The organism is Pseudomonas sp. RL (assembly GCF_000647775.1).
GTDB classification, from domain to species: domain Bacteria; phylum Pseudomonadota; class Gammaproteobacteria; order Pseudomonadales; family Pseudomonadaceae; genus Serpens; species Serpens flexibilis.
The window spans coordinates 13,506-37,820 of the sequence record NZ_JBOY01000066.1 but is presented as its reverse complement, the minus strand read 5'-3'; the positions used below and the strand labels follow the sequence as shown (position 1 = coordinate 37,820).

The window sequence follows — 24,315 nt, the reverse complement described above, 5'->3', positions numbered from 1 at the left end:
ACCCTGCTCATGTGCAGATCAGGTGCGGTATTCCGCGTTGATCTTCACGTACTCGTGGGACAGGTCGGTGGTCCAGATGGTCTCGCTGCAGGCGCCACGACCCAGCTCGATACGGATGGTGATCTCCTCGCGGGCCATCACCGCCGCGCCCTGGGCCTCGGTATAGGTCGCCGCGCGGCAGCCCTGGCTGGCGATGCAGACCTCGCCGAGGAACACGTCGATCTTGCTTACGTCGAGGTTTGGCACGCCGGCATAACCGACGGCGGCGAGGATGCGCCCCCAGTTCGGGTCCGAGGCGAACAGCGCAGTCTTGATCAGCGGCGAATGGGCCACGGCGTAGGCCACGTCCAGGCACTCCTGGTGGTTGGCGCCGCCGTTGACCTGCACGGTGACAAACTTGGTGGCGCCCTCACCGTCGCGCACGATGGCCTGGGCGACTTCCATGAACACTTCGCACACCGCCTGCTTGAGCTTGGCGAACAGCTCGCCGGAGGCCGCGGTGATCTCAGGCAGCTTGGCCTGACCGGTGGCGATCAGCATGCAGCAGTCGTTGGTGGAGGTGTCGCCGTCGATGGTGATGCGGTTGAACGACTTGTTCGCCGCGTCGCGCACCAGGTCCTGCAGCACATCCCGCGCCACCTTGGCATCCGTGGCGATGTAGCCGAGCATGGTGGCCATGTTCGGGCGGATCATGCCGGCGCCCTTGGAGATGCCGGTCACGGTGACGGTCACGCCATCGTGCTGGAACTGGCGGCTGGCACCCTTGGGCAGGGTGTCGGTGGTCATGATGCCGGTGGCGGCCTCGGCCCAGTGGTTCTCGGACAGGTCATCCAGGGCAGCCTGCAAGGCGCCCTCGATCTTGGCCACGGGCAGCGGCTCGCCGATCACCCCGGTGGAGAACGGCAGCACGGCGCTTTCCGGCACGCCGGTCAGCGCGGCCAGCGCGGCGCAGGTACGACGGGCGTTCGCCAGGCCATCGGCACCGGTCCCGGCGTTGGCGTTGCCGGTATTGGTCAGCAGATAACGGACATCACCCGACATGCGCTCACGGGTGATCAGCACCGGCGCGGCACAGAAGGCATTGGTGGTGGTGACACCCGCCACGCGAGAACCCTCGGCGCAGCGCATGACCACCACATCCTTGCGCCCGACGCGCTTGATGCCAGCAGAGGCGATGCCGAGTTCAAAACCGGGGACCGGGTGCAGGGTGGGCAGAGGGCCAAGACCGACAGCCATGGAAGCGCTCCTGATTCAGAGTGAAATACGCCGTTTAGGCGTTGCAGTGTAAGGAAAAACGCCGCGAGCGGGAGAACCCGTCGCGGCGCTGGCAAGACAGGGGGCAGTCCCTATTGGACCTGCCCATGGCAATGCTTGTATTTCTTGCCGGAACCGCAGGGGCACGGCTCGTTGCGGCCGATCTTCGGCTCGGTGCGCACCGCTGTGGCTGCGGTCGCGCCAGCCGTTTCGCCTTGGGGTTGCGGAGCATCCGGCTCCAGCGCCGGTGCGGCGGCATGCTGGAACTGCATGCGCTTGGCCATTTCCTCGGCCTCGCGACGCAGACGCGCCTCTTCCTCTGCCGGATCCTCGCGACGCACCTGTACATGGGACAGCACGCGAATGGTGTCGCGACGGATGCTCTCGAGCAGCTCCTGGAACAGGTTGAAGGACTCGCGCTTGTATTCCTGCTTGGGGTTCTTCTGGGCGTAGCCGCGCAGGTGGATTCCGTGGCGCAGGTGATCCATGGTGGACAGGTGGTCCTTCCACAGGTCGTCCAGCACGCGCAGCAGGATCTGCTTCTCGAAAGTGCGCAGCGCCTCGGCGCCGGCCAGCGCCTCCTTCTCGGCGTAGGCGGCCAGCAGGGCGTCGCGGATCTTCTCGCGCAGGCTTTCCTCGTGCAGGTGATCGTCTTCGTCAAGCCACTGCTGCAGCGGCAGATCCAGCCCGAAGTCGCTGCGCAGGGTAGCCTCCAGGCCCTTGATGTCCCACTGTTCGGGCAGCGACTGCGGCGGCAGGTGCTGGTTGATGGCGTTGGCCAGCACTTCGTCGCGGAACTCGGCGATGGTTTCGCCCACGTCCTGGGCGGCCAGCAGGCTGTTGCGCATGTGATAGATCACCTTGCGCTGCTCGTTGGCCACGTCGTCGAATTCCAGCAGCTGCTTGCGGATGTCGAAGTTGCGACCCTCCACCTTGCGCTGTGCCTTTTCGATGGCGTTGGTGACCATGCGGTGCTCGATGGCCTCGCCGGACTGCATGCCCAGCGCCTTCATGAAGTTCTTCACCCGGTCGGAGGCGAAGATGCGCATCAGACCGTCTTCCAGCGACAGGTAAAAGCGGCTGGAGCCCGGGTCGCCCTGGCGACCGGCGCGGCCGCGCAGCTGGTTGTCGATGCGGCGGGACTCGTGACGCTCGGAGGCGATCACATGCAGACCGCCGGCCTCGATCACCTGCTGGTGACGCTTCTGCCAGTCGCTCTTGATCTGCGCGATCTGCGCCTCGGTGGGGTTCTCCAGCGCCGCGACTTCCACTTCCCAGTTGCCGCCCAGCAGGATGTCGGTACCCCGACCCGCCATGTTGGTGGCGATGGTCACCGCGCCGGGGCGACCGGCTTGGGCGATGATCTCGGCTTCCTTGTCGTGGTACTTGGCGTTCAGCACGTTGTGGGCAATGCCGGCCTTGTTCAGCAGCTGAGAGACATACTCGGAGCTTTCGATCGAGGCGGTGCCGACCAGCACCGGGCGGCCCTTGGCCTGGCAGTCCTGGATGTCGGTGATGATCGCCTGGTACTTCTCTTCCTGGGTCAGGTAGACCAGGTCGTTGTAATCGATCCGCGCGATGTCCTTGTTGGTGGGGATGACCACCACGGACAGGCCGTAGATCTGCTGGAACTCGAACGCCTCGGTGTCCGCGGTGCCGGTCATGCCGGACAGCTTCTTGTACAGGCGGAAGTAGTTCTGGAAGGTGGTCGACGCCAGGGTCTGGCTTTCGGCCTGAATCTGCAGCCCTTCCTTCGCCTCGATGGCCTGGTGCAGACCCTCGGAGAGGCGGCGGCCGGGCATGGTACGGCCGGTGTGCTCGTCGATCAGCAGCACCTGGCCGTTTTGCACGATGTATTCGACGTTGCGGTTGAACAGCGTGTGGGCGCGCAGGCCGGCATACACGTGGGTGAGCAGCGACAGGTTGTGCGCCGAGTAGAGGCTTTCGCCTTCGGCCAGCAGGCCGGCGCCGGTGAGCATGTCCTCGACGAACTGATGGCCTTCCTCGTTCAGCTCGACCTGACGGGTCTTCTCGTCGATGCGGTAGTGGCCCTGCTGGGTGACCACGCCTTCCTCTTCCTCGATGTGGCGCTTGAGGCGTGGGATCAGCTGGTTGATCTGCTGGTACAGGCGCGAGCTGTCCTCGGCCTGGCCGGAGATGATCAGCGGCGTGCGCGCCTCGTCGATGAGGATGGAGTCGACTTCGTCGATGACCGCGAAATTCAGCTCGCGCTGGAACTTGTCCTCCAGGCTGAAGGCCATGTTGTCGCGCAGGTAGTCGAAGCCGAATTCGTTGTTGGTGCCGTAGGTGATATCGGCGGCGTAGGCGGCGCGCTTCTCCTCCGGCGGCTGGAACGGCGTGACCACGCCGACGCTCAGGCCGAGGAATTCGTACAGCGGGCGCATCCAGTTGGCGTCGCGGCGGGCCAGGTAGTCGTTGACGGTGACCACGTGCACGCCCTTGCCTTCCAGCGCATTGAGGTACACGGCCAGAGTTGCCACCAGGGTCTTGCCCTCACCGGTGCGCATTTCGGCGATCTTGCCTTCGTGCAGGGTCATGCCGCCGATCAGCTGGACATCAAAATGGCGCATGCCCATGACGCGCTTGCCGGCCTCGCGGGCCACGGCAAAGGCTTCAGGCAGCAACTGATCGAGGGTCTCGCCCTTGGCCAGGCGCTCGCGGAACTCCGCGGTCTTGGCGCGCAGCTGCTCGTCGGTAAGCGCCAGCATCTGCTCTTCGAGCGCATTGACGGCTTTCACCGTCTTGAGCATGCGTTTGACTTCCCGCTCGTTCTTGCTGCCAAAGAGTTTTTTCAGGAGAGGCGCAAACATATCGACTGGTTCTTCCACGCATTTGAATGGAGGGCGACCAGGCAGCCGCCCGCGCAACCTGCGGCTGCGCACGAAGAGGGCATTCTACTCGGAATCGGGAATCAGGAAAGCGACCTTGTCCAGCTTGTTCGCCAGGCCGGCGATCACGGGAGAAGCGGGTGAAATTCCGACACAAACGCAGATAACAGGCTGACAACCGGCCGAGACGGGTTGTCAGCAGGCGGCCTGCTCAGTTCTGAGCCTTGGCGCGCGCGATGAAGCTGTAGGGGTTTACCTGGCGACCATCCTTGATCACCTCGAAGTGAACATGCGGCCCGGTCGAGCGCCCCGAGCTACCGACCTTGGCGATCACCTGGCCCCGTTGCACCAGCTCGCCGACCCTTACCATGTTTTCCTTGTTGTGGGCGTACAGGGTGACGTGGCCATCGCCATGATTGATCTCGACCATGGTGCCGTAACCGCTCTTGCGACCGGACCAGGTCACTACGCCAGCAGCCACCGCCACCACGTCGCTGCCCTCGCGGGCGGCAAAGTCCACGCCCTTGTGCATGCGCTGCTGGCCAGTAAACGGATCGTTGCGGCGGCCGAACGGCGAGGACAGGTAACCCTGGGTCACCGGCCGACCGGACACGTTGCCAGCCTCGCTCAGACGGCGCTCGGCAAGCACTTCCTCCAGCACTTCCAACTGCTGCTCCCGGCTGTCCAGACGCTCCATCAGCTCATCGAGCGTCTGCAGGAAAGGGGGCGGTGCAAAGAAGGCGTTTTCCAGCAGCTCCTCAGGACCACCCTGCCCCACGCTGAGGGAGAAATCGAATTCGCGGGTATCCAGCCTGGCCAGCTCGGTCAGACGCTCGCCCAGTGCATCCAGGCGGGTCAGGCGCGCCTGCATTTCCGCGATGTGCACACCGAAGGCGTCCAGCTGCCGCTGTGCCGTCAGGCGAGCGTCGGCCAACTTGGCGCGCTGCTCTTCCATGTGGGCGGCCATGCGCCCCTCTGCGTCGCTGAAGACCGGATACAGCGCACCGCCAAGAGCGATGCCGCCCGCAAGCGTCAGCATTGCCAGCACACCGGCGCCAATGGACAACAGGCGCACGTCGATACTGAGCGAACGCGCCGCACCATTACGCTGACCGAGCAGAATGATTTGCATAACTCCCCCTTGGGTAACGCCGCGACCGCTGGGCATATTTGCTACCATGCGACCCCGCCAACTACAGGCTTTCCTGCCATGACTTTTCGTCCCTTGCCGGCCCGGACTCCCACCGCGCTGCTGCGCGATGCCAAACCTCTCAAGGCGCTGTTCGGCGAAGCCCAGCGGCTTGCCCGGCTGCAGGCGCTTCTGGAAAGCCAGTTGCAACCCGCCGCCCGCCCGCATTGCCATATCGCCTCATGGCGCGAAGGCTGTCTGCTGCTGATCATCACCGATGGCCACTGGGCCACCCGCTTGCGCTATCAGCAACCCCGCCTGCTGCGTCAATTGCGGGGACTGGAGGAGTTCGCGAACCTATCGAGAATCCTCTTCAAGGTGCAACCTCCCGCCACCCAGCAACGTGACCCAGGTCACGCTTTGCAGCTTTCGCAAACCGCCGCGTCCCATTTGTGCGAGACGGCGGACACGATCAGCGACCCAACCCTGCGCGCAGCACTCCTGCGCCTGGCCAGCCGCGTCAAGAAACACGACCCGGAATAATGGCTCAATGCGATCATGCAAGAAGAGAGCCATACAGGCAAGTAGCCATTACCGGCGCGGGCATCACGCATCGGGAGCACTGAAGCAGGGCTCGAGCGGCAAGCGATTGCCGCCCGGCGACAATTCGCAGGCATGAAAAAGCCACCCGAAGGTGGCTGTTTCATGAGAGGGAGAGCGAAAAAGGCTTAGCCGGCTGCTGCCGGGCGCATGTAGGAGATGGGAGCGTTCTTGATGTCGTCGAAGGTCACCATTTCCCAGGCATCCTGCTGTGCCAGCAGACTGCGCAACAGGCGGTTGTTCAACGCGTGTCCGGACTTGTAGCCATGGAACTCGCCGATCAGGCTGTAGCCCAGCAGGTACAGGTCACCAATGGCATCCAGGATCTTGTGCTTGACGAATTCGTCCTCATACCGCAGGCCGTCCTCGTTGAGCACACCCTGCTCATCGACCACGATGGCATTCTCGACGCTGCCGCCCAGGGCCAGGTTGTGGGAGCGCAGGAATTCGATGTCGCGCATGAAGCCGAAGGTGCGCGCGCGGCTGACTTCCTTAACGAACGAGGTACTGGAGAAGTCCACGCTGGCGATCTGCGTGCGACCGTGGAAAACCGGGTGGTCGAAATCGATTTCGAAGCCGACCTTGAAGCCGTCGAAGGGACGGAAGGTGGCGCGCTTGTCGCCGTCCGTGACGGTGACTTCACGCTTGATGCGAATGAATTTCTTCGGCGCATCCTGCTCTTGCAGACCCGCGGACTGGATCAGGAACACGAAGGGACCGGCGCTACCGTCCATGATGGGCACTTCCGGCGCGGACAGCTCGACAATGGCGTTATCGATGCCCAGCCCGGCCAGGGCGGAGAGCAGATGCTCGACGGTATCCACCTTCACGCTGCCGTTGTAGAGAGTGGTCGACATCGTGGTCTCGCCGACATTCTCGGCGGTCGCCTGGATTTCCACGACAGGATCGAGGTCGACACGACGGAAGACGATGCCGGCATCCGCGGGCGCGGGCTTCAGGGTCAGGTAAACCTTTTCCCCCGAGTGCAAGCCAACGCCAGTGGCACGGATGACGTTCTTGAGAGTGCGTTGCTTGATCATGGCAGTGGCTGCTGTTGATAGGATTGCGAATACGTGTCAAATGAGGCCGGAATCATAGCAGACCCGGCCTTAAGTGAACACCAATCAATCCTTCACCCCTCATAGTTTTTATTAATCTGCCTGACGACGCAGGAAGGCCGGAATGTCCAGGTAATCGAGATCTTCCTGGGGGTTCTGCTTGGCCGCGGTGGACGGCCCCGTGCTGCGCATCACCGTTGGCCGGTCATAATCCCGGTAATTGACCGGCTGCTCGGCACGACCCGCTGCGGCCGGAGCAGGTGCGGCGGCCTGGGCGACCTGGGTGTTGTCCACCACCTTGACCGGCTTCTCCTGACGCACCTGAGGACCCAGACCGGTCGCCACCACGGTGACATGCAGCTCGTCGCGCAGTTCCGGATCCACCACGGCACCCACCTTGACGGTCGCGTGCTCGGAAGCGAAGGCGTTGACGATCTCGCCCACGGCCGAGTACTCGCCAAGGGACAGGTCCAGACCCGCGGTGATGTTGACCAGGATGCCGCGCGCGCCCTGCAGGTTGACGTCTTCCAGCAGCGGGTTGCGGATCGCCGCCTCAGTGGCCTCGCGGGCACGGTTCGGGCCGCTGGCGCTGCCGGTACCCATCATGGCCATGCCCATTTCGGCCATCACGGTCTTCACGTCGGCGAAGTCCACGTTCATCAGACCTTCGCGCAACATGATGTCGGAAATGCCACGTACCGCGCCGCACAGCACGTCATCGGCCTTGGCGAAGGCCGACAGAAGCGACGCATCCTTGCCCAGGATGGTCAGCAGCTTTTCGTTGGGGATGGTGATCAGCGAGTCGACGCTCTCGGACAACTGGCGGATGCCCTCGTCGGCCACCACCTGGCGCTTCTTGCCCTCGAACGGGAACGGACGGGTCACCACGGCTACCGTCAGGATGCCCATTTCCTTGGCGACCTGGGCGATGATCGGCGCCGCACCGGTACCGGTGCCGCCGCCCATGCCAGTGGTGATGAAGACCATGTCGGCGCCCTGCAGTACTTCGGCGATGCGCTCGCGATCCTCCAGGGCGGCCTGACGGCCTACTTCCGGATTGGTGCCGGCACCCAGCCCCTTGGTCACACTGCGACCCAGCTGCAGGATGGTGCGGGCGTGCACATTCTTCAGCGCCTGGGCATCGGTGTTGGCACAGATGAACTCCACGCCCTCGATGCTGCTGCGCACCATGTGGTTGACGGCGTTACCGCCACCACCGCCCACACCGATGACTTTGATGACCGCACTTGGCGTCACGTTGTCTACTAGCTCGAACATAATCCCTCTCCTCTCTTCTCGTCTTTATCGCCCACTGCTACCACTTATTCAGAAATTGCCCTGGAACCACCGCTTCATTTTTTCCAGGACAGAAACACTGGGTTCTTCGTCGTACATGCCCGGGCTCGACACGACGAAGCCTTCGGCCTGTTTTTTCAAGCCGTACAGCAGCAGGCCCACGCCTGTTGAATAAATGGGATTGCGCACAACATCGATCAGTCCCTTGACGCTGTGCGGAACTCCCAGGCGTACCGGCATATGGAAGATTTCTTCCGCCAGTTCTACAGCCCCCTCCATTTTCGCCGTGCCACCGGTGAGCACGATTCCGGCCGGAATCATGTCTTCATATCCGCTGCGGCGAAGTTCGGCCTGGATAAGGGTGAACAACTCGTCGTAACGAGGCTCCACCACTTCCGCCAGGGCCTGACGGGACAATTCCCGCGGCGGGCGATCGCCCACGCTGGGAACTTTGATTGTTTCACCCGCTCCTGCCAGATTGGCAAGCGCGCAAGCATACCGAATCTTGATCTCCTCGGCATACTGGGTCGGTGTGCGCAAGGCCATGGCAATGTCATTGGTCACCTGGTCACCCGCAATGGGAATAACCGCAGTGTGACGAATCGCACCTTCGGTGAAGATGGCGATATCGGTGGTACCGCCACCAATATCCACCAGACACACCCCCAGTTCTTTTTCATCCTCGGTCAATACCGCATACGCCGATGCCAGTTGTTCGAGAATGATGTCGTCAACTTCCAGGCCACAACGCCGCACACACTTTTCGATGTTCTGCGCCGAATTCACCGCGCAGGTCACCACATGCACCTTGGCTTCCAGACGCACACCGCACATGCCGAGCGGTTCGCGCACCCCTTCCTGGTTATCCACCACATAGTCCTGCGGCAGGGTGTGCAGCACACGCTGGTCGGCGGGGATGGCCACCGCCTGGGCGGCATCCAGCACCCGGTCCAGGTCGGCACGGGTCACCTCGCGGTCGCGGATGGCCACGATGCCATGGGAATTCAGACTGCGGATGTGGCTGCCTGCCAATCCCACATAGGCCGAGTGGATGTAGCAGCCCGCCATCTGCTGGGCTTCTTCCACGGCACGCTGGATGGACTGCACGGTGGACTCGATATTCACCACCACACCTTTCTTCAGGCCGCGAGAGGGGTGGGAGCCAATGCCGACGATTTCCAACCGGCCGTCCTCACGCACTTCACCGACCAGCGCCACCACCTTGGACGTGCCGATGTCCAGGCCGACGATCATCTTGCCGCTCTGCACAGTAGACATAGCTGTCGCTTTCTCCTTAATTCACGGCGCCGCCGCCGGCGGCCCGTGTGCCCGCATCCGCCGCCGCCAGCCAGGTGACCGCCAGGCCGTTGGCATAACGCAGGTCGATGCGTGCGATGTTCTCGATCCGGTCCTTGAGAGTCTTGTCGTGGATGGTCAGGAACCGCCGGACCTTCTCCACCACATGATCCCGACCGAGCAGCAGTTCGATGCGCTGCCCACTTTCCTTCGCCTCCAGGGTGGCGAACCAGCTGCCGCGCTCGCGCAGCTCCAGACGTGCGATGGCAAACCCCTGCGGCCGCAACATCTGACTGAGCACCTGGTACTGCTGCATCATCCCCTGGCGCGCCCGCTCAGGTCCGAGCAACTGGGGCAATTGCCGATAGCGCTCGATGGCCTCGAAGGCGTAGGCCTCGCCACGATTGTTCAGCAGCGCACCCTCTCCCCAGCGGGCGATGGGCAGGTGCTCGTTCAATTCAATCTCCACTTCGTCCGGCCAAACGCGCCGCACCTGCGCGTGGGCAATCCACGGCAGCGCCTCGAGATCATGCCGCAGACCTTCCAGGTCCACGCCGAAGAAGCGGGTGCTTACGTAGGGCTCGATGACCCGCTCGACTTCTTCCGGCGCGGTGAAGGTCAGTTTGCCGGCGATGCCGATGCGCGCGATCGGCCGGTCCAAATAAGGCTGCAACTGCTGGAACAGCGCGACGCTGCCCATCAGCAGCGCCACCAGCAGCAACGGCCAGGTGAAACGCTTGAATGCGCTGAAATCCGGCTTCGGCAAACGCTCGCGCAGCGGCGTCCGGACCACCGGACGGCTGGCGCCCCGCGGCGCCGGCTTGCGGCCGGGCCCGGGTTGCTGATGACGAAGCAGGATGCTCAGCATGTCAGGAGCGTGCCTCCAGGCTGTCGGCGAGGATCGCCAGGACCAGTTGCTGGAAGTCCAGGCCCGCGGCGCGAGCCGCCATCGGCACCAGGCTGTGATCGGTCATGCCCGGCACGGTGTTCACTTCCAGCAGCCAGAAACGACCCTCGGCGTCCTGCATCACGTCCGCACGCGCCCAGCCCCGGGTGCCCACCGCCGCGCAGGCACGCGCGGTGAGCTCACGCAGCTCGGCTTCCTTGTCGGCGCTCAGGCCGCAGGGGATGCGGTACTGGGTATCGTTGGAGAGGTATTTGGCCTCGTAGTCGTAGAAGCTGTTGGGCGTGCCCAGCGCAATCGGTGGCAGCACCTCGCCCCGCAGCATGGCGATGGTGAATTCCGGCCCCTGGATCCACTGCTCGACCAGCACCTGCGAATCGAAACGGCTGGCCTCCTGCCAGGCGGCCACCAGCGCCTCGACGCTCTCCACCTTGGCCATGCCGATGCTGGAGCCCTCGTGGGCCGGCTTGACGATCAGCGGGAAGCCCAGCTCGCGGGCAGCCGCGTGACAGTCCTCGACGCTGGCCAACGCGGCGTGGCGCGGCGTCGGCAGGCCCAGGCTCTGCCAGACCTGCTTGGTGCGCAGCTTGTCCATGGCCAGCGCGGAAGCCAGCACGCCGCTGCCGGTGTAGGGAATACCCAGGCACTCCAGCAGGCCCTGCATGCTGCCGTCTTCACCGCCACGCCCATGCAGGACGATGAAGGCGCGGTCGATCTTCTCGCCCTGCAGTCGCGCCAGCAGGTCGCTGCCGACGTCGATGCCGAAGGCGTCCACACCGGCGTCCCGCAGGGCCTGGAGCACGGCGGCGCCGGATTTCAGCGACACCTCGCGCTCCGCGCTGCGACCGCCGTAGAGCACGGCCACCCGGCCGAAGTCGCGGGGGTCGATCACTGCGGCGTTCATGCTGCGCCCTCCTCGGCTGCGGCAAACAGCGGATGCTTGACCAGCTGCGGCGCCAGGCTGCCGATGTCACCAGCGCCCTGGCAGAGCAGGATGTCGCCGGCGCGCAGCAGCGGCTTGAGCACCGGGGCCAGATCGGTGCCGCGCTCGACGTAGATGGGGTCCAGTTGGCCGCGCTGGCGGATGCTGTGGCACAGATTGCGGCTGTCGGCGCCGGGTATCGGCTCCTCGCCGGCCGGATAGACCTCCATCAGCAGCAGCACGTTGGCGTCCGCCAATACCTGGACGAAGTCCTCGTACAGGTCGCGGGTACGGGTGAAGCGGTGCGGTTGATAGACCATCACCAGGCGGCGCTCCGGCCAACCACCTCGCACCGCCTTGATCACCGCCGCCACTTCGCGCGGGTGGTGACCGTAGTCGTCCACCAGCATCACGCCGCCGCCGTCCACCGGCAGCTCGTCATAGACCTGGAAGCGCCGGCCGACCCCCTGGAAACCCTCCAGGCCGGCGACGATGGCGTCGTCCTCGATGCCTTCGTCACTGGCGATGGCGATGGTGGCCAGGGCGTTGAGCACGTTGTGCACGCCGGGCATGTTCACGGTGACCGGCATCGGCGCCTTGCCTTCGCGCAGCACGGTGAAATGGGTGCGCATGCCTTCCTGACGGATGTCCACGGCGCGCAGGTCGGCATCTTCGGTGAAGCCGTAGGTAACGGTCGGCCGGCCGATCTGCGGCAGGATCTCGCGTACCACCGGGTCGTCAATGCACAACACCGCCAGGCCGTAGAACGGCAGGTTGTGCAGGAAGTCCACGAAGGTCTTCTTCAGCTTGTTGAAGTCACCCTCGTAAGTGCTCATGTGGTCGGCGTCGATGTTGGTGACCACGGCCACCATCGGCTGCAGATGCAGGAAGCTGGCGTCGCTCTCGTCGGCTTCGGCGATCAGGTAGCGACTGCCACCCAGCTGGGCATTGGTGCCGGCGGCGGTCAGCTTGCCGCCGATCACGAAGGTCGGATCCAGCCCGGCGGCGGCGAACACCGAGGCCAGCAGGCTGGTGGTGGTGGTCTTGCCGTGCGTGCCGGCCACCGCGATGCCATGGCGGTAGCGCATCAGCTCGGCAAGCATCTCGGCGCGCGGCACCACCGGGATACGGCGCTCCAGGGCACGGGCCACTTCCGGGTTGCTGTGGTTGATGGCGCTGGAGACCACCAGCACATCGGCGTCCTCGACGTTCTCGGCCTGGTGGCCGATGAACACATGGGCACCGAAGCCTTCCAGGCGCGCGGTCACCGGCGAGGCCTTGATATCCGAGCCGGACACTTCATAGCCAAGGTTGAGCAGCACCTCGGCGATGCCGCACATGCCCACCCCGCCGATGCCGACGAAATGGATGCGGCGGATGCGACGCATGCGCCGTACTTCAGCCTTGGCGGCAGCGGGCGACTTAGCCACGGGCCACCTCCAGGCAGATATCCACCACGTCACGGGTGGCATTCGGCTTGGCCAACGTCCGGGCGGCGGAGCCCATGGCCTCGAGTCGTTGCGGTTGCATCAGTACCTCGTTTAGCTGCGCGGCCAGCCCGGCCGCATCAGTAGTGGCTTGCGGCAGCAGGACGGCGGCGCCCTCGCGTGCCAGGAATTCGGCGTTGCGGCTCTGGTGGTCGTCGATGGCGTGCGGCAACGGCACCAGGAAGGACGGCAGCCCGGCGGCGGCCAGCTCGCTGACGGTCAGCGCACCAGCACGGCAGATCACCAGGTCGGCCCACGCATAGGCACCGGCCATGTCCTCGATGAAGGGCACCACATGGGCCTTCACCCCCGCCTCGTCATAGCGGGCCTTGGTGATGTCGGCATGGGCGGTACCGGTCTGGTGCACCACGGCCGGGCGCTCCGCATCCAGCAGGTGGGACAGCGCCGCCGGCACCAGCTTGTTCAGCGGCTCGGCGCCCAGGCTGCCGCCCAGCACCAGCAGGTTGGCCTGGCGGCCGAGCAGCGCGGCCCGCGCCGGCACCGCGAACACCTCGCTGCGCACCGGATTGCCGGTGGTACGACGCTGCGCACCGGCCGGAAAGGTATTCGGGAAGGCTTCGCAGATGCGCCGGGCGAAACGCGCCAACAAGCGGTTGGCTGTACCGGCCACCGCGTTCTGCTCGTGGATGATCAGCGGCACGCCGGCCAGACGCGCGGCGAGCCCGCCCGGGCCGGTGACATAGCCACCCATGCCCAGCACGCACACCGGCTTGAGCTCGCGCACGATGCGGCGCGCCTGCAGCAGGGCGCCGAAGATCTCGAACGGTGCCTTGAGCAGGGCCTTCAGGCCCTTGCCACGCAGGCCGCCGACCTGGATCAGGTGCAGCGGCAGACCGGCCTCCGGCACCAGGCGGTTCTCGATACCGCGCGGGGTGCCCAGCCAGTGCACGCGGTAACCGCGCGCCTGGAATTCGCGCGCGCAGGCCAGCGCCGGGAACACGTGGCCCCCGGTGCCGCCAGCCATGATCAGGACATTACCGGGCATGTATCACTTCCTCCTCGGCAAGATCCTTCTCGCTGAATTCCGTCGCCCCGCCCAGCAACTGCCGGCGTTCCCAGTCGATGCGCAGCAGCATCGCCAGGCTGACGCAGCAGATCATCAGCGAGCTGCCGCCGTAGCTGAGGAACGGCAGGGTCAGGCCCTTGGTCGGCAGCAGGCCGACGTTCACGCCGATGTTGATGAGAATCTGACCGATCCACAGGAGGGCCAGGCCGTAGGCCACATAGGCGGCAAAATGCTGCTTGGCCTGTTCGGCCCACAGGCCGATGTACAGGGCACGCAAACAGACGAACACCAGCAGCGCCAGGGTGGCCAGCGCGCCGATCATGCCCAGTTCCTCGGCGAGGATGGCGAACACGAAATCGGTGTGTGCTTCGGGCAGGTAGAACTGTTTCTGGATGCTGTTGCCCAGGCCGACCCCGAACCATTCGCCACGCCCGAAGGCGATCAGCGCCTGGGTCAGCTGGTAGCCGGCACCGAACTGATCGGACCAGGGATCGGTGAAGGTGGTCAGGCGCGCCACCCGGTACGGCTGGGTCTTGACCAGCAGCCAGACCACACCGATGGCCAGACCGGCGGACAGGCCGAAGCGCACCAGGCCCACACCACCGAGGAACAGCATGCCGGCCGCCGCACCCAGCAGCACCACGGTGGCGCCGAAGTCAGGCTCGAGCAGTAGCAGCACGGCCATGGGGATCAGCACGGCGATCGGCTTGAGGAACCCGCGCCAGCTTTCGCGTACTTCTTCCTGGCGGCGCACCAGATAACCGGCCAGGTAGACCACCACGAACACCTTGGCCAGTTCGGAGGCCTGCAGGTTCAGCGGCCCCAGGTGAATCCAGCGGATCGAACCATTGATCTCGCGACCCACCAGCAGCACCAGCAGGAGCAGGACGAAGGCCGCCGCCAGCAGCAGCCAGCCCAGCCGTTTCCAGGTGGCCACCGGCACCATGAGCACCACCGCTCCGGCGACCAGCCCGATGAGCAGGAAGCTGCCCTGGCGAATGCCGTAGTGCAGCGGTCCGCTCAACTGGGCGGCGGCCACTTCCGAGGACGCCGAGGTGACCATCACCAGCCCGAGCCCGAGCAGCACCAGGCAGCCCAGCAGCAACGGGACGTCCAGATCGACTCCCCGAGGGCTGAGCAGCGGTGACGGCGACGGGCGCAGGAAGGTCATCATGCCGGCAGCGCCTCCACGGCGGCGGCGAACAGACGACCGCGCTCCTCGAAGTTCTTGAACATGTCCAGGCTGGCGCAGGCCGGCGACAGCAGCACCGCGTCGCCCGGCTCGGACAGCTCGGCACAACGCTGCACGGCCTCGTCCAGGCTGGCGACGCGCACCTGTGGCACGGCGTCTCCCAGGGCCTCGGCAATCAGCCCGGCGTCACGACCGAGCAGCACCACGGCGCGGCAGTGCCGGGCCACCGGATCGCGCAGCGAGGAGAAATCCGCACCCTTGCCGTCGCCACCGGCGATCAGCACCAGTTGGCCGCGGATATCCGCGCCCAGGCCTTCGATGGCCGCCAGGGCAGCACCCACGTTGGTGGCCTTGGAATCGTCGTAGTAATTCACCTCGCGGCGCTCGCGCACCCACTGGCAGCGGTGCGGCAGGCCGGCAAAGGTTCTCAGGGTCTCCAGCATCGGCGCGAAGGGCAGGCCGACGGCATGCCCCAACGCGAGCGCCGCCAGGGCGTTGGCCTGGTTGTGGGCGCCACGGATCTTCAGTTCGCGGGCCGGCATCAGCGGCTCGAACTGGAAGGCCAGCCACTTCTCGCCCTGTTCCTCGATCAGGCCGAAGCCGCGGAAGTCCGGCTTGCCGAGCCCGAAGGTCCAGCACGGCAGCTGGTCGGCCACCAACGGCCGGGACAACGCATCGTCGCGGTTGACCACTACCTGGCGGGCGCCGCGGAAGATGCGGTGCTTGGCCAGGTGATAGGCCTGCAGGTCGGCGTAGCGGTCCATGTGGTCTTCGCTGACGTTCAGGCAGGTGGCCACCTCGGCATTCAGCCAGTCGGTGGTTTCCAGCTGGAAGCTGGACAGCTCGATCACGTACAGCTCGACATCATCGGCCAGCAGGTCGAGCGCCGGCGTGCCGAGGTTGCCACCCACCGCCACCTTCCGGCCGGCCGCCGCCGCCATCTCCCCCACCAGGGTGGTGACGGTGCTCTTGGCGTTGGAGCCAGTGATGGCGACGATCGGCGCCTTCGCCTCGCGGGCGAACAGCTCGATGTCGCCGGAAAGCTTCACGCCGCGCGCGGCGGCCTGTTGCAATGCCGGCGTGGCCAGCGCCAGGCCGGGGCTGACCAGCAGCTCGCTGGCACGGCAGAGGAAGTCGACGTCCAGCGCGCCGCAGCGCACCTCCACCTGCGGGAAGTCGCGGCGCAGGGTTGCCAGCTCGGGCGGATTGGCGCGGGTGTCGGCCACCGCAAACGGCAATCCCCGGCGCGCCAGATGGCGCACCAGGGACATGCCGCTCTTGCCGAGGCCGACAACGATGCGGAATTGGTCGGAAGCGATCAGGCTCATGACATACGGCGCCTCAACGCAGCTTCAGACTGGAAAGACCGATCAGCACCAGGACCACCGTGATGATCCAGAAGCGCACGATCACCCGGGGCTCGGGCCAGCCTTTGAGTTCGAAATGGTGGTGGATCGGCGCCATGCGGAACACGCGCTTGCCGGTCAACTTGAAGCTGGCGACCTGGATCATCACCGAAAGGGTTTCCATGACGAACACGCCGCCCATGATGAACAGCACGACTTCCTGGCGGACGATCACCGCGATGGTGCCCAGCGCGGCGCCGAGGGCCAGGGCGCCGACGTCGCCCATGAACACCTGGGCCGGGTAGGTGTTGAACCACAGGAAACCCAGGCCGGCGCCGATCAGCGCGCTGCAGAAGACGATCAGCTCGCCCGCGCCCGGCACGTAGGGGATCAGCAGGTACTGGGCGAAATTGGCGTTGCCGGACAGGTAGCAGAAGATGCCCAGGGCACCGCCGACCAGCACGGTCGGCATGATGGCCAGGCCGTCCAGGCCGTCGGTGAGGTTCACCGCGTTGCTGGAGCCGACGATCACGAAATAGGTCAGCACGACGAACCCGATGCCCAGCGGCAGCACGGCATCCTTGAAGAACGGCAGGATGAAGGTGGTCTCGATCGGGTTCTCGGCGGTCAGGTAGAGAAACAGCGCCGCGCCCAGGCCGAACACCGACTGCCAGAAGTACTTCCAGCGGCTCGGCAGGCCGCGGGAGTTCTTCTCGATCACCTTGCGGTAGTCGTCCACCCAGCCAATGGCACCGAACAGCAGGGTCACGGCCAGCACCACCCAGACATAACGGTTGGACAGGTCAGCCCACAGCAAGGTGCTGATGGTGATCGCGGAGAGAATCAGCGCGCCGCCCATGGTCGGGGTGCCCTTCTTGGACAGGTGCGACTGCGGGCCGTCGGTACGCACGGCCTGGCCGATCTGGCGCAGTTGCAGGGTGCGAATCATCCAGGGCCCGAGCCACAGGGCCAGCACCAGCGCGGTGAGCACCCCGAGCATGCCGCGCAGGGTCAGGTACTGGAAGACGGCAAAACCTTTGTGAAACTGTTGCAGGTACTCTGCCAGGAGCAGAAGCATCAAGGATTCTCCTCGGGTTCGCACAACGCGGCGACGACCTTGTCCATTGCCGCACTTCTCGAACCCTTGATCAAAAGCGTGGTTTCGCCCCGAGCCTCCTGGCGCAGAGCGTCGATCAGACCTTGCTGGTCGGCAAAATGTTTCGCACCTTCACCAAAAGCCGCCACGGCATGTGCCATCAACGGTCCCACGGCATACAGCCCATCCACCTTGCCGACAGCGTACGCACCCACCTGACGATGTCCTTCCTCGGCCCACTCGCCCAGCTCCCCCATGTCACCCAGCACCAGCAGCCGGCGACCGGAGAACCCGGCGAGAATATCGACCGCGGCACACATCGACAGAGGATTGGCGTTGTAGCTGTCGTCGATGACCCTCAAGCCGCCGGGGGCCAGTTGCGCCACGGCGCGCCCCTTGACCGGCCGCAGTTGCTCCAGGCCCGAACGGATATGCTCAAGGGAAATACCCAGCGCATGGGCCGCAGCCGCAGCCGCCAACGCGTTCGCCACGTTGTGTCTGCCCAGCAGATTGAGTTGCACCGACGTGCAGCCTGACGGGGTATGCAAATGGAAGGCCATGCAGCCGCGCGCGTCGCGATGCAGATCGGTGGCGCGGATATCGGCCTGTTCCGATTCGAGGGAAAAGGCCAGTACAGGGCGGGCGCCAGCCCTCTGGCGCCAGATCGGATAGGCCGCATCGTCCAGGTTGAGCACCGCCACACCGTCCGCCGCCAGGCCGTCAAGAATTTCGCCCTTGGCTTCGACGATCTTTTCCGGACCACCGAATTCACCGACATGGGCGTTGCCGGCATTGCTGATGATGACCACGTGCGGCCGGGTCAGGCCGACCGTATAGGCAATTTCACCCACATGGTTGGCGCCGAGCTCGATCACTGCCGCGACATGCTCCGGCGCCAGCTCCAGCAGGGTCAGCGGCACGCCCAGGTCGTTATTCAGGTTGCCCCGGGTGGCCAGCACCGGGCCGTGAAGGCCGGCACGCAGGATGCTGGCGAGCAGCTCCTTGATGGTGGTCTTGCCGCTGGAGCCGGTCACCGCTGCCAGCGGCGCCTTGAACGCATCGCGATTGAGCGCACCCAGTCGCCCCAGCGCCAGGCGGGTATCGGCCACCACCAGTTGCGGCAGATCCACCTCGGGAACCCGCCGCGAGACCAAGGCCGCCACCGCGCCCTTGGCCGCCACATCGGCAAGATAGTCATGGCCGTCGAAGCGCGGTCCGACCAGGGCGATGAACAGCTGGCCGGGCTGGATGGCGCGGCTATCGGTAGACACCGCGCCGAATGAGGCATCGCCGTTTTCCAGGCGCCCCTGCAAGGGCTCGACCAGCTGACTGAGGCGCAGGACTTCAAGCATGAGCGGCCTCCCAGCGCGCCAGGGCGGCGGTCGCCTCGTCAAGATCGGAGAAGGGATGGCGCACGCCGGCAATCTCCTGGTAGTCCTCGTGACCCTTGCCGGCCAGCAGCAGCACGTCATCGGCAGCGGCTTCGCCGATCAGCTGGGCGATCGCCTCGCCACGCCCCGGCACGAATCGCACCGCCTCGGGATGGACGAAGCCGCCACGGATCTCGTCGAGAATGGCCAACGGCTCCTCGCTGCGCGGGTTGTCGTCGGTGACCAGCACGCCATCGGCGAGCCGCTCGGCGACAGCGGCCATCAGCGGGCGCTTGCCGCGATCCCGGTCGCCACCGCAGCCGAACAGGCAGAACAGGCGACCCTTGACATGCGGACGCAGGGCTTCGAGGACCTTCTCCAGGGCATCCGGCGTGTGCGCGTAGTCCACGACGACCAGCGGCTTGTCGCCCCCACCCAGCCGTTGCATGCGCCCGACCGGACCGCGCAGGCGGGGCAACAGGCGCAGGATACTGTCCAGCGAATATTCCATGGCCAGCAGCGTGCCGATGACCGCCAGCAGGTTGCTGAGATTGAAACGACCCAGCAGCGCGCTACGTAGCAGGCCTTTGCCCTGCGGCGTGATCAGCTCCGCGCTGACGCCTTCGTCGTCGAAGCGAATGTTGCGGCAGTGCACCGCGGCGCCGACATCTTCCAGGCTGTAACCCAGCAGCCGGGCGCCAGGACGCGCAGCCAGCTCACGACCAAACGCATCGTCGAGATTGATCACCCGGCAGGCCAGCCCGGGCCACTCGAACAAGCGCGCCTTGGCGGCACCGTAGGCTTCCATGCTGCCGTGGTAATCCAGATGGTCGCGGGACAGGTTGGTGAACACTGCAATATCGAAGGCCAGCGCAGCCACGCGACCCTGCTGCAGCCCGTGGGACGACACCTCCATCGCCACCGCCTTGGCGCCTGCCCTGTGCAGACGGGCCAGCGTGGCCTGCACGGCCAGCGGGTCGGGGGTCGTGTGCCGGCCGCTTTCCAGGGCGTCATGGAAGCCGGTACCCAGGGTGCCGATGATGCCGCAGCGCTGGCCGAGCAGGTCCAGGGCCTGGGCCAGCAGCTGACTGACACTGGTCTTGCCGTTGGTGCCGGTCACACCAATCAGGTTGAGGCTGCGGCTAGGCTCGCCATAAAACCGCCCGGCAATGGCCGACAACTGCCCGGCGAGCCCGCGCACCGGCAGCAGCTCTGCGCCCGCCCCAGCTGACAGCGGCGGCGCGCCTTCAGCTTCATAAGCCACGGCGGCCGCACCATGGGCCAGGGCATCGGCGATGTGCGCGCGCCCGTCCTGGCTGGTGCCAGGCACGGCGAGAAACAGATCGCCGGGGCGAACCTTGCGGCTGTCCAGGGTCAGTTCACGGATCAGCGTCCCCGATTGGGCCTGGGGAAGCAGTTGGTTGAGCGGCATGGGCATCAGATACGCCCTCCTTTGCCGGCGCTGGTGCCGGCGGTACGCTCCACCGTCGGCAGGTTGTCAGGGGTAATGTTCATCAGACGCAGAGCGCCGGCCATGACGCGGCCAAACACCGGTGCCGAGACCAGTCCGCCGTAGTAGCCGCCCTTGCTGGGCTCGTCGAGCACCACCACGGCGGCGATGCGCGGGTTGCTGAGCGGAGCCAGGCCGGCGAAGAACGAGCGGTAGGCATCGTCGGTGTAGCCGCCACTGCTGGAAACCTTCTTGGCCGTGCCGCTTTTGCCGCCCACCTGGTAGCCGGGCACCTGGGCGCGGGTGCCGCCGCCGCCCGGCTCTTCAACCACAGCGCGCAGCATGTGCAGCACCTCGCGGGCAATCGCCGGATCCATGACCTGATGGCCGCCCTCGGGCCGCCCGCGCCGCATCAGCGACAGCGGCACGCTGCGCCCTTCGTTGCCCAGCGCGGCATAGGCATGGGCCAGCTGCACGGCCGTGACCGACAGGCCGTAGCCATAGGCCAGGGTGGCGGTTTCCGCCTCGTTCCAGATGCGGTGGTTGGGCAGTACGCCGGCGCGCTCGCCAGGGAAGCCCAGGCCGGTGATCTCGCCGAAACCGGCGGAACGCATCATGGCGTGGACCGGCCCGGCGCCGATATCCAGGGCGATCTTGCTGATGCCGATGTTGCTGGACTTCTTGAGGATGCCGGTGAGGTCGAGCTTGCCGCCGCGCGACACGTCGCGGATGGTGTAGCGGCCCAGACGCATCCAGCCGGGCGTGGTGTCAACCACGGAGTCCGGCTGCCAGCGACCGGTGCCCAGCGCTGCCGCGATGGTGAACGGCTTGACGGTGGAGCCCGGCTCGAAGGCATCGATCATGGCGCGGTTGCGCATCGCCGCCGGATCGAGCTGCTTGCGGTTGTTGGGGTTGTAGGTCGGCTGGTTGACCATGGCGAGGATTTCGCCGCTCTTCACGTCCACCATGACCAGGCTGCCGGCACGGGCACCGAACTCATGCAGGGCGTTGCGCAATTCCCGATGCGCCAGGTACTGCAGGCGCATGTCGATGGACAGCTCAATGTTGCCACCCGGCTTGGCGTTGCGCACGACATCGCCGTCGCGCACCACACGACCGCGACGGTCCTTGATGACCTGACGCTGCCCCGGGACCCCGGCCAGCCACTCGTTGAAGGCCAGCTCGATGCCTTCGCGCCCCACGTCGTCCACATCGGTGAAGCCCACCACATGAGTGGCCACCTCGCCCGCCGGATAGAAACGGCGGAACTCTTCCATGTGGTAGACACCCGGAATCTTCAGCGCCATCACCGCCTCGCCCTGCTCCGGGGTCAGGCCTCGCGCCAGGTAGAGAAAGTCGCGATCGGCCGATTTCTCGAGACGTTCCGCCAGCCGTTGCGGGCTCTGGCCGAGCGCCTGGGCCAGCTGCGACCAGCGCTCCGGCACTTCCTTGAGTTCCCGCCCGTTGCCCCACAGGGTGGAGACCGGGGTGCTGACCGCCAGCGGCTCACCATGCCGATCGGTGATTACGCCGCGGTGCGCCGGGATGGGTATATGCCGCACGCTGCGGGCGTCCCCCTGATGCTGGAGGAAGTCCTGCTCGAACACATGCAGGTCGATGATGCGCCACGCGACTGCGGCCACCATCAGCGCGAACAGCGCCAGGACCAGGCCGAAACGCCCGACGAGGTGTTTGCCGAATAGCCCGATCATGGCCGCACCAGTTGGACGTCGGCGGGCTCGGGAATGCGCATGCCGAGCCGCTCGGTGGCCAGAGTCTCGATACGGTTATGGGCCGTCCAGGTGCTTTGCTCCAGCACCAGCCGGCCCCACTCCGCCAGCACACGGTCACGCTCGTTGAGCTCCCCGTACAGCAGGTTGACCCGTTGCCGATGGTGGTGCGCCGACCAGGTGACCGCCAGGGCGGACAGCACGATGGCCGCGAACAGCGCCGGCAGCAGCAGGCTGCCTCGGGGAAGCCGCCGATGGGCATTCACCGCAACTTCTCCGCCACACGCATCACCGCGCTGCGTGAGCGCGGATTGGCACGGACTTCGGCCTCGGAGGCATATTGTGGCTTGCCGAGCAGCTTCAGACGCGGCTCGAAGGCCTTGGGAATAATCGGCAGATCGCGAGGCAGCGTATCGGCCTCGCCCTTGGCCTGGCGCCGCATGAACTGTTTGACGATGCGATCTTCGAGGGAGTGGAAGCTGATCACCACCAGACGTCCGCCCACCTCAAGCACGTCAAGGGCTGCCTCGAGCCCCTGCTCCAGATCGCCCAGCTCGTTGTTGATATGGATGCGCAGCCCCTGGAACGCCCGCGTGGCCGGGTTCTTGCCCTTCTCCCAGGCCGGGTTGGCCTCGGTGATCACCGCGGCCAGGTCGGCCGTGCGGGTAAAGGGCTTCTCGGCGCGCCGCTGGACGATGGCCTTTGCCATGCGCCGGGCGAAACGCTCCTCGCCGTAATCTTTGAAGACCCGGGCAATTTCCTCTTCATCAGCCGAAGCGATCCAGTCGGCGGCGCTCTGTCCCAGCCCCGGATTCATGCGCATGTCCAGCGGACCATCATTGAGGAAGCTGAAGCCGCGCTCGGGATCGTCCAGTTGCGGGGACGACACACCGAGGTCCAGCAGTACGCCGGCGATGCGCCCCTGTAGGCCCTGCTCGGTCACGGCCTGGCCGAGCTCGGCGAAGCTGCGTTGCACGATGGTGAAGCGCGGGTCTTCAGCCATCAGCGCCTGCCCGGTGGCGATGGCCAGGGGATCCTTGTCGAAGCCGAGCAGGTGCCCCCGCTCGTTCAGCTGTTCGAGAATGCGGCGACTGTGACCGCCGCGTCCGAAGGTGCCGTCCAGATAGCAGCCGTCCGGACGCACGCCCAGCGCGTCGACGGCTTCCTCCAGCAATACGGTGATGTGGCGAAAGGTGCTGGTCATAGTCACAGAGTCAGATCGAGCAATTCAGCCGGCATACCGCCGGGCTTCTTGACGGCTTCACGGTCGGCCTGCTCCATGGCGTTCCAGGCTTGTTCATCCCACAGCTGAAACTTGTTCAGCTGGCCTACCAGCATGACGTGCTTGTCCAGGCCAACGTACTCGCGCAGCCGCGGCGGTATCAGCAGGCGCCCGCTGCCATCCAGCTCCAGGTCAACGGCGTTGCCGATCAGCAGACGCTTCAGGCGGCGGGTTTCCTCGTGCAGCGAAGGCAGAGCGCACAGCGTGGTCTCGATCCGCTCCCATTCGGGCAGGGGGTAGATGCACAGGCAGGGATCCAACGCGTCGACAGTCACCACCAACTGGCCACCACAGCGCGAAGAGAGCTCGTCACGATGCCGACTCGGCATTGCGAGGCGCCCCTTGGCATCCAGGCTGACTGCGTTGGCTCCGCGAAACACGTCGACGCTTCCCCACTCTGATTAGCTGGTCATGCCTGCACTACCCACTTCCTGCCACTTTGCACCACTTGAACACACTATAGGAACGCGCCTTGCCCAGCGTCAAGGTTGCCCAAAGGCAGAAAACCCTTGCAGGCCAGGAATTTAGCGACGAGTGGAAATATTTGAGACGAAGCGCAAAAGGCGCCCGCCGCACGATAGCGATGGCGTTTATGTGGATAGGGCAGGAACTTGAAGCATTGCCTTAACTGCGCGACGCAGGATATCCGCCAGGGTGCGGATGGAAATAAAAAGAGAGAGTCAGCCTGTAAGCCGGGTTCTGTCGAGGACAGTCATTCATCTACGATGGCCATCACTGACCACCTCTAGCAACCTACCCGGATCCAGCGCGGGCCACGCCAATGGATCCCTATTTGGTCTTGCTCCGAGTGGGGTTTGCCTAGCCACGGACTGTTACCAGCCGTGCGGTGCGCTCTTACCGCACCTTTTCACCCTTACCGGCACTTGCGCGCTTAGGCGGTAGTTTTCTGTGGCACTTTCCGTAGGCTCGCGCCTCCCAGGCGTTACCTGGCACTCTGCCCTGCGGAGCCCGGACTTTCCTCCCCCTTCTTGCGAAGGCGGCGACTGCCCGGCCGACTCTCGGCGCG

Annotated in this window: 20 protein-coding genes and 1 other RNA gene; 1 reads left to right on the top strand and 20 read right to left on the bottom strand. The window is 65.4% G+C overall.

Going from position 1 to position 24,315, the window contains the following annotated elements; translation table 11 throughout:
• Positions 1–18: 18 nt before the first annotated feature.
• The 3 genes from argJ to AS93_RS0111550 all read right to left on the bottom strand — a co-directional run bounded on the left by argJ (position 19) and on the right by AS93_RS0111550 (position 5,235).
• The gene (gene argJ, locus AS93_RS0111560; protein ID WP_027590759.1) at positions 19–1,236 is read right to left on the bottom strand and encodes a bifunctional glutamate N-acetyltransferase/amino-acid acetyltransferase ArgJ; all 1,218 of its coding nucleotides are present in this window, start codon (positions 1,234–1,236) and stop codon (positions 19–21) included.
• Positions 1,237–1,346: 110 nt separating this feature from the next.
• Positions 1,347–4,085 carry a preprotein translocase subunit SecA gene (gene secA, locus AS93_RS0111555; RefSeq protein ID WP_027590758.1) on the bottom strand — a complete coding sequence of 913 codons (2,739 nt, stop codon included), beginning with the start codon at positions 4,083–4,085 and terminating at the stop codon, positions 1,347–1,349.
• A gap of 229 nt (positions 4,086–4,314) precedes the next feature.
• A complete protein-coding gene (locus AS93_RS0111550; RefSeq protein ID WP_027590757.1) occupies positions 4,315–5,235 on the bottom strand; it encodes a M23 family metallopeptidase in 921 nt (306 codons plus the stop codon).
• A gap of 78 nt (positions 5,236–5,313) precedes the next feature.
• Between AS93_RS0111550 and AS93_RS0111545 the strand changes: the two genes are divergently transcribed.
• Positions 5,314–5,775, top strand: coding sequence for a DciA family protein (locus AS93_RS0111545; RefSeq protein ID WP_027590756.1), 462 nt, complete (start codon positions 5,314–5,316; stop codon positions 5,773–5,775).
• A 185-nt stretch (positions 5,776–5,960) separates the two neighbouring features.
• Here the strand turns inward: AS93_RS0111545 and lpxC are convergent, their stop codons facing one another.
• The 17 genes from lpxC to rnpB form a co-directional block, all read right to left on the bottom strand.
• Complete coding sequence (gene lpxC / locus AS93_RS0111540) at positions 5,961–6,872, bottom strand: UDP-3-O-acyl-N-acetylglucosamine deacetylase (protein ID WP_027590755.1); 912 nt, start codon at positions 6,870–6,872, stop codon at positions 5,961–5,963.
• A gap of 111 nt (positions 6,873–6,983) precedes the next feature.
• Positions 6,984–8,168, bottom strand: a complete 1,185-nt coding sequence (gene ftsZ, locus AS93_RS0111535; protein WP_027590754.1) for a cell division protein FtsZ — start codon at positions 8,166–8,168, stop codon at positions 6,984–6,986.
• A 48-nt stretch (positions 8,169–8,216) separates the two neighbouring features.
• Positions 8,217–9,464 carry a cell division protein FtsA gene (gene ftsA, locus AS93_RS0111530; RefSeq protein ID WP_027590753.1) on the bottom strand — a complete coding sequence of 416 codons (1,248 nt, stop codon included), beginning with the start codon at positions 9,462–9,464 and terminating at the stop codon, positions 8,217–8,219.
• 16 nt (positions 9,465–9,480) lie between these two features.
• Positions 9,481–10,350 carry an FtsQ-type POTRA domain-containing protein gene (locus AS93_RS19260; protein ID WP_051587453.1) on the bottom strand — a complete coding sequence of 290 codons (870 nt, stop codon included), beginning with the start codon at positions 10,348–10,350 and terminating at the stop codon, positions 9,481–9,483.
• A gap of 1 nt (position 10,351) precedes the next feature.
• Positions 10,352–11,290, bottom strand: coding sequence for a D-alanine--D-alanine ligase (locus AS93_RS0111520; RefSeq protein WP_027590752.1), 939 nt, complete (start codon positions 11,288–11,290; stop codon positions 10,352–10,354).
• Complete coding sequence (murC, locus tag AS93_RS0111515; protein WP_037009079.1) at positions 11,287–12,696, bottom strand: UDP-N-acetylmuramate--L-alanine ligase; 1,410 nt, start codon at positions 12,694–12,696, stop codon at positions 11,287–11,289. Before murC ends, AS93_RS0111520 begins: the two co-directional genes overlap by 4 nt.
• A gap of 34 nt (positions 12,697–12,730) precedes the next feature.
• Positions 12,731–13,801, bottom strand: a complete 1,071-nt coding sequence (gene murG / locus AS93_RS0111510) for an undecaprenyldiphospho-muramoylpentapeptide beta-N-acetylglucosaminyltransferase (protein ID WP_027590750.1) — start codon at positions 13,799–13,801, stop codon at positions 12,731–12,733.
• Positions 13,791–14,996 carry a putative lipid II flippase FtsW gene (ftsW, locus tag AS93_RS0111505; protein WP_027590749.1) on the bottom strand — a complete coding sequence of 402 codons (1,206 nt, stop codon included), beginning with the start codon at positions 14,994–14,996 and terminating at the stop codon, positions 13,791–13,793. Before ftsW ends, murG begins: the two co-directional genes overlap by 11 nt.
• On the bottom strand, positions 14,993–16,342 hold the full coding sequence (murD, locus tag AS93_RS0111500) for a UDP-N-acetylmuramoyl-L-alanine--D-glutamate ligase (protein ID WP_027590748.1): 1,350 nt from the start codon (positions 16,340–16,342) through the stop codon (positions 14,993–14,995). The genes ftsW and murD overlap by 4 nt, the downstream gene beginning before the upstream one ends.
• A 13-nt stretch (positions 16,343–16,355) precedes the next feature.
• Positions 16,356–17,438 carry a phospho-N-acetylmuramoyl-pentapeptide-transferase gene (gene mraY, locus AS93_RS0111495; protein WP_027590747.1) on the bottom strand — a complete coding sequence of 361 codons (1,083 nt, stop codon included), beginning with the start codon at positions 17,436–17,438 and terminating at the stop codon, positions 16,356–16,358.
• A complete protein-coding gene (gene murF / locus AS93_RS0111490; RefSeq protein ID WP_027590746.1) occupies positions 17,438–18,808 on the bottom strand; it encodes a UDP-N-acetylmuramoyl-tripeptide--D-alanyl-D-alanine ligase in 1,371 nt (456 codons plus the stop codon). The genes mraY and murF overlap by 1 nt, the downstream gene beginning before the upstream one ends.
• Positions 18,801–20,264 carry a UDP-N-acetylmuramoyl-L-alanyl-D-glutamate--2,6-diaminopimelate ligase gene (locus tag AS93_RS0111485; protein WP_027590745.1) on the bottom strand — a complete coding sequence of 488 codons (1,464 nt, stop codon included), beginning with the start codon at positions 20,262–20,264 and terminating at the stop codon, positions 18,801–18,803. Before AS93_RS0111485 ends, murF begins: the two co-directional genes overlap by 8 nt.
• The gene (locus tag AS93_RS0111480) at positions 20,264–21,988 is read right to left on the bottom strand and encodes a penicillin-binding transpeptidase domain-containing protein (RefSeq protein ID WP_027590744.1); all 1,725 of its coding nucleotides are present in this window, start codon (positions 21,986–21,988) and stop codon (positions 20,264–20,266) included. Before AS93_RS0111480 ends, AS93_RS0111485 begins: the two co-directional genes overlap by 1 nt.
• Positions 21,985–22,272 (bottom strand): cell division protein FtsL, encoded by a 288-nt coding sequence (gene ftsL, locus AS93_RS0111475; protein WP_027590743.1) that lies wholly within the window; start codon positions 22,270–22,272, stop codon positions 21,985–21,987. The genes AS93_RS0111480 and ftsL overlap by 4 nt, the downstream gene beginning before the upstream one ends.
• Positions 22,269–23,210: a 16S rRNA (cytosine(1402)-N(4))-methyltransferase RsmH gene (rsmH, locus tag AS93_RS0111470; RefSeq protein WP_027590742.1), complete on the bottom strand. Its 942-nt coding sequence runs from the start codon at positions 23,208–23,210 to the stop codon at positions 22,269–22,271. The genes ftsL and rsmH overlap by 4 nt, the downstream gene beginning before the upstream one ends.
• A 2-nt stretch (positions 23,211–23,212) precedes the next feature.
• Positions 23,213–23,668, bottom strand: a complete 456-nt coding sequence (gene mraZ, locus AS93_RS0111465) for a division/cell wall cluster transcriptional repressor MraZ (RefSeq protein ID WP_027590741.1) — start codon at positions 23,666–23,668, stop codon at positions 23,213–23,215.
• 292 nt (positions 23,669–23,960) lie between these two features.
• An RNA gene (gene rnpB / locus AS93_RS19955) (RNase P RNA component class A) lies at positions 23,961–24,308 on the bottom strand.
• Positions 24,309–24,315: the final 7 nt, after the last annotated feature.

Excerpts from the sequence above, each read along its gene's own strand:
- AS93_RS0111520 (WP_027590752.1), bottom strand. The coding sequence starts at position 11,290 with ATGAACGCCGCAGTGATCGACCCCCGCGACTTCGGCCGGGTGGCCGTG.
- secA (WP_027590758.1), bottom strand. The coding sequence starts at position 4,085 with ATGTTTGCGCCTCTCCTGAAAAAACTCTTTGGCAGCAAGAACGAGCGG.
- murF (WP_027590746.1), bottom strand. The coding sequence starts at position 18,808 with ATGCTTGAAGTCCTGCGCCTCAGTCAGCTGGTCGAGCCCTTGCAGGGG.
- rsmH (WP_027590742.1), bottom strand. The coding sequence starts at position 23,210 with ATGACCAGCACCTTTCGCCACATCACCGTATTGCTGGAGGAAGCCGTC.
- murD (WP_027590748.1), bottom strand. The coding sequence starts at position 16,342 with ATGAGCCTGATCGCTTCCGACCAATTCCGCATCGTTGTCGGCCTCGGC.
- AS93_RS0111480 (WP_027590744.1), bottom strand. The coding sequence starts at position 21,988 with ATGATCGGGCTATTCGGCAAACACCTCGTCGGGCGTTTCGGCCTGGTC.
- AS93_RS0111550 (WP_027590757.1), bottom strand. The coding sequence starts at position 5,235 with ATGCAAATCATTCTGCTCGGTCAGCGTAATGGTGCGGCGCGTTCGCTC.
- murC (WP_037009079.1), bottom strand. The coding sequence starts at position 12,696 with ATGCGTCGCATCCGCCGCATCCATTTCGTCGGCATCGGCGGGGTGGGC.
- lpxC (WP_027590755.1), bottom strand. The coding sequence starts at position 6,872 with ATGATCAAGCAACGCACTCTCAAGAACGTCATCCGTGCCACTGGCGTT.
- AS93_RS0111545 (WP_027590756.1), top strand. The coding sequence starts at position 5,314 with ATGACTTTTCGTCCCTTGCCGGCCCGGACTCCCACCGCGCTGCTGCGC.
- ftsW (WP_027590749.1), bottom strand. The coding sequence starts at position 14,996 with ATGATGACCTTCCTGCGCCCGTCGCCGTCACCGCTGCTCAGCCCTCGG.
- argJ (WP_027590759.1), bottom strand. The coding sequence starts at position 1,236 with ATGGCTGTCGGTCTTGGCCCTCTGCCCACCCTGCACCCGGTCCCCGGT.
- ftsZ (WP_027590754.1), bottom strand. The coding sequence starts at position 8,168 with ATGTTCGAGCTAGTAGACAACGTGACGCCAAGTGCGGTCATCAAAGTC.
- AS93_RS19260 (WP_051587453.1), bottom strand. The coding sequence starts at position 10,350 with ATGCTGAGCATCCTGCTTCGTCATCAGCAACCCGGGCCCGGCCGCAAG.
- murG (WP_027590750.1), bottom strand. The coding sequence starts at position 13,801 with ATGCCCGGTAATGTCCTGATCATGGCTGGCGGCACCGGGGGCCACGTG.
- AS93_RS0111485 (WP_027590745.1), bottom strand. The coding sequence starts at position 20,264 with ATGCCCATGCCGCTCAACCAACTGCTTCCCCAGGCCCAATCGGGGACG.
- mraY (WP_027590747.1), bottom strand. The coding sequence starts at position 17,438 with ATGCTTCTGCTCCTGGCAGAGTACCTGCAACAGTTTCACAAAGGTTTT.
- ftsA (WP_027590753.1), bottom strand. The coding sequence starts at position 9,464 with ATGTCTACTGTGCAGAGCGGCAAGATGATCGTCGGCCTGGACATCGGC.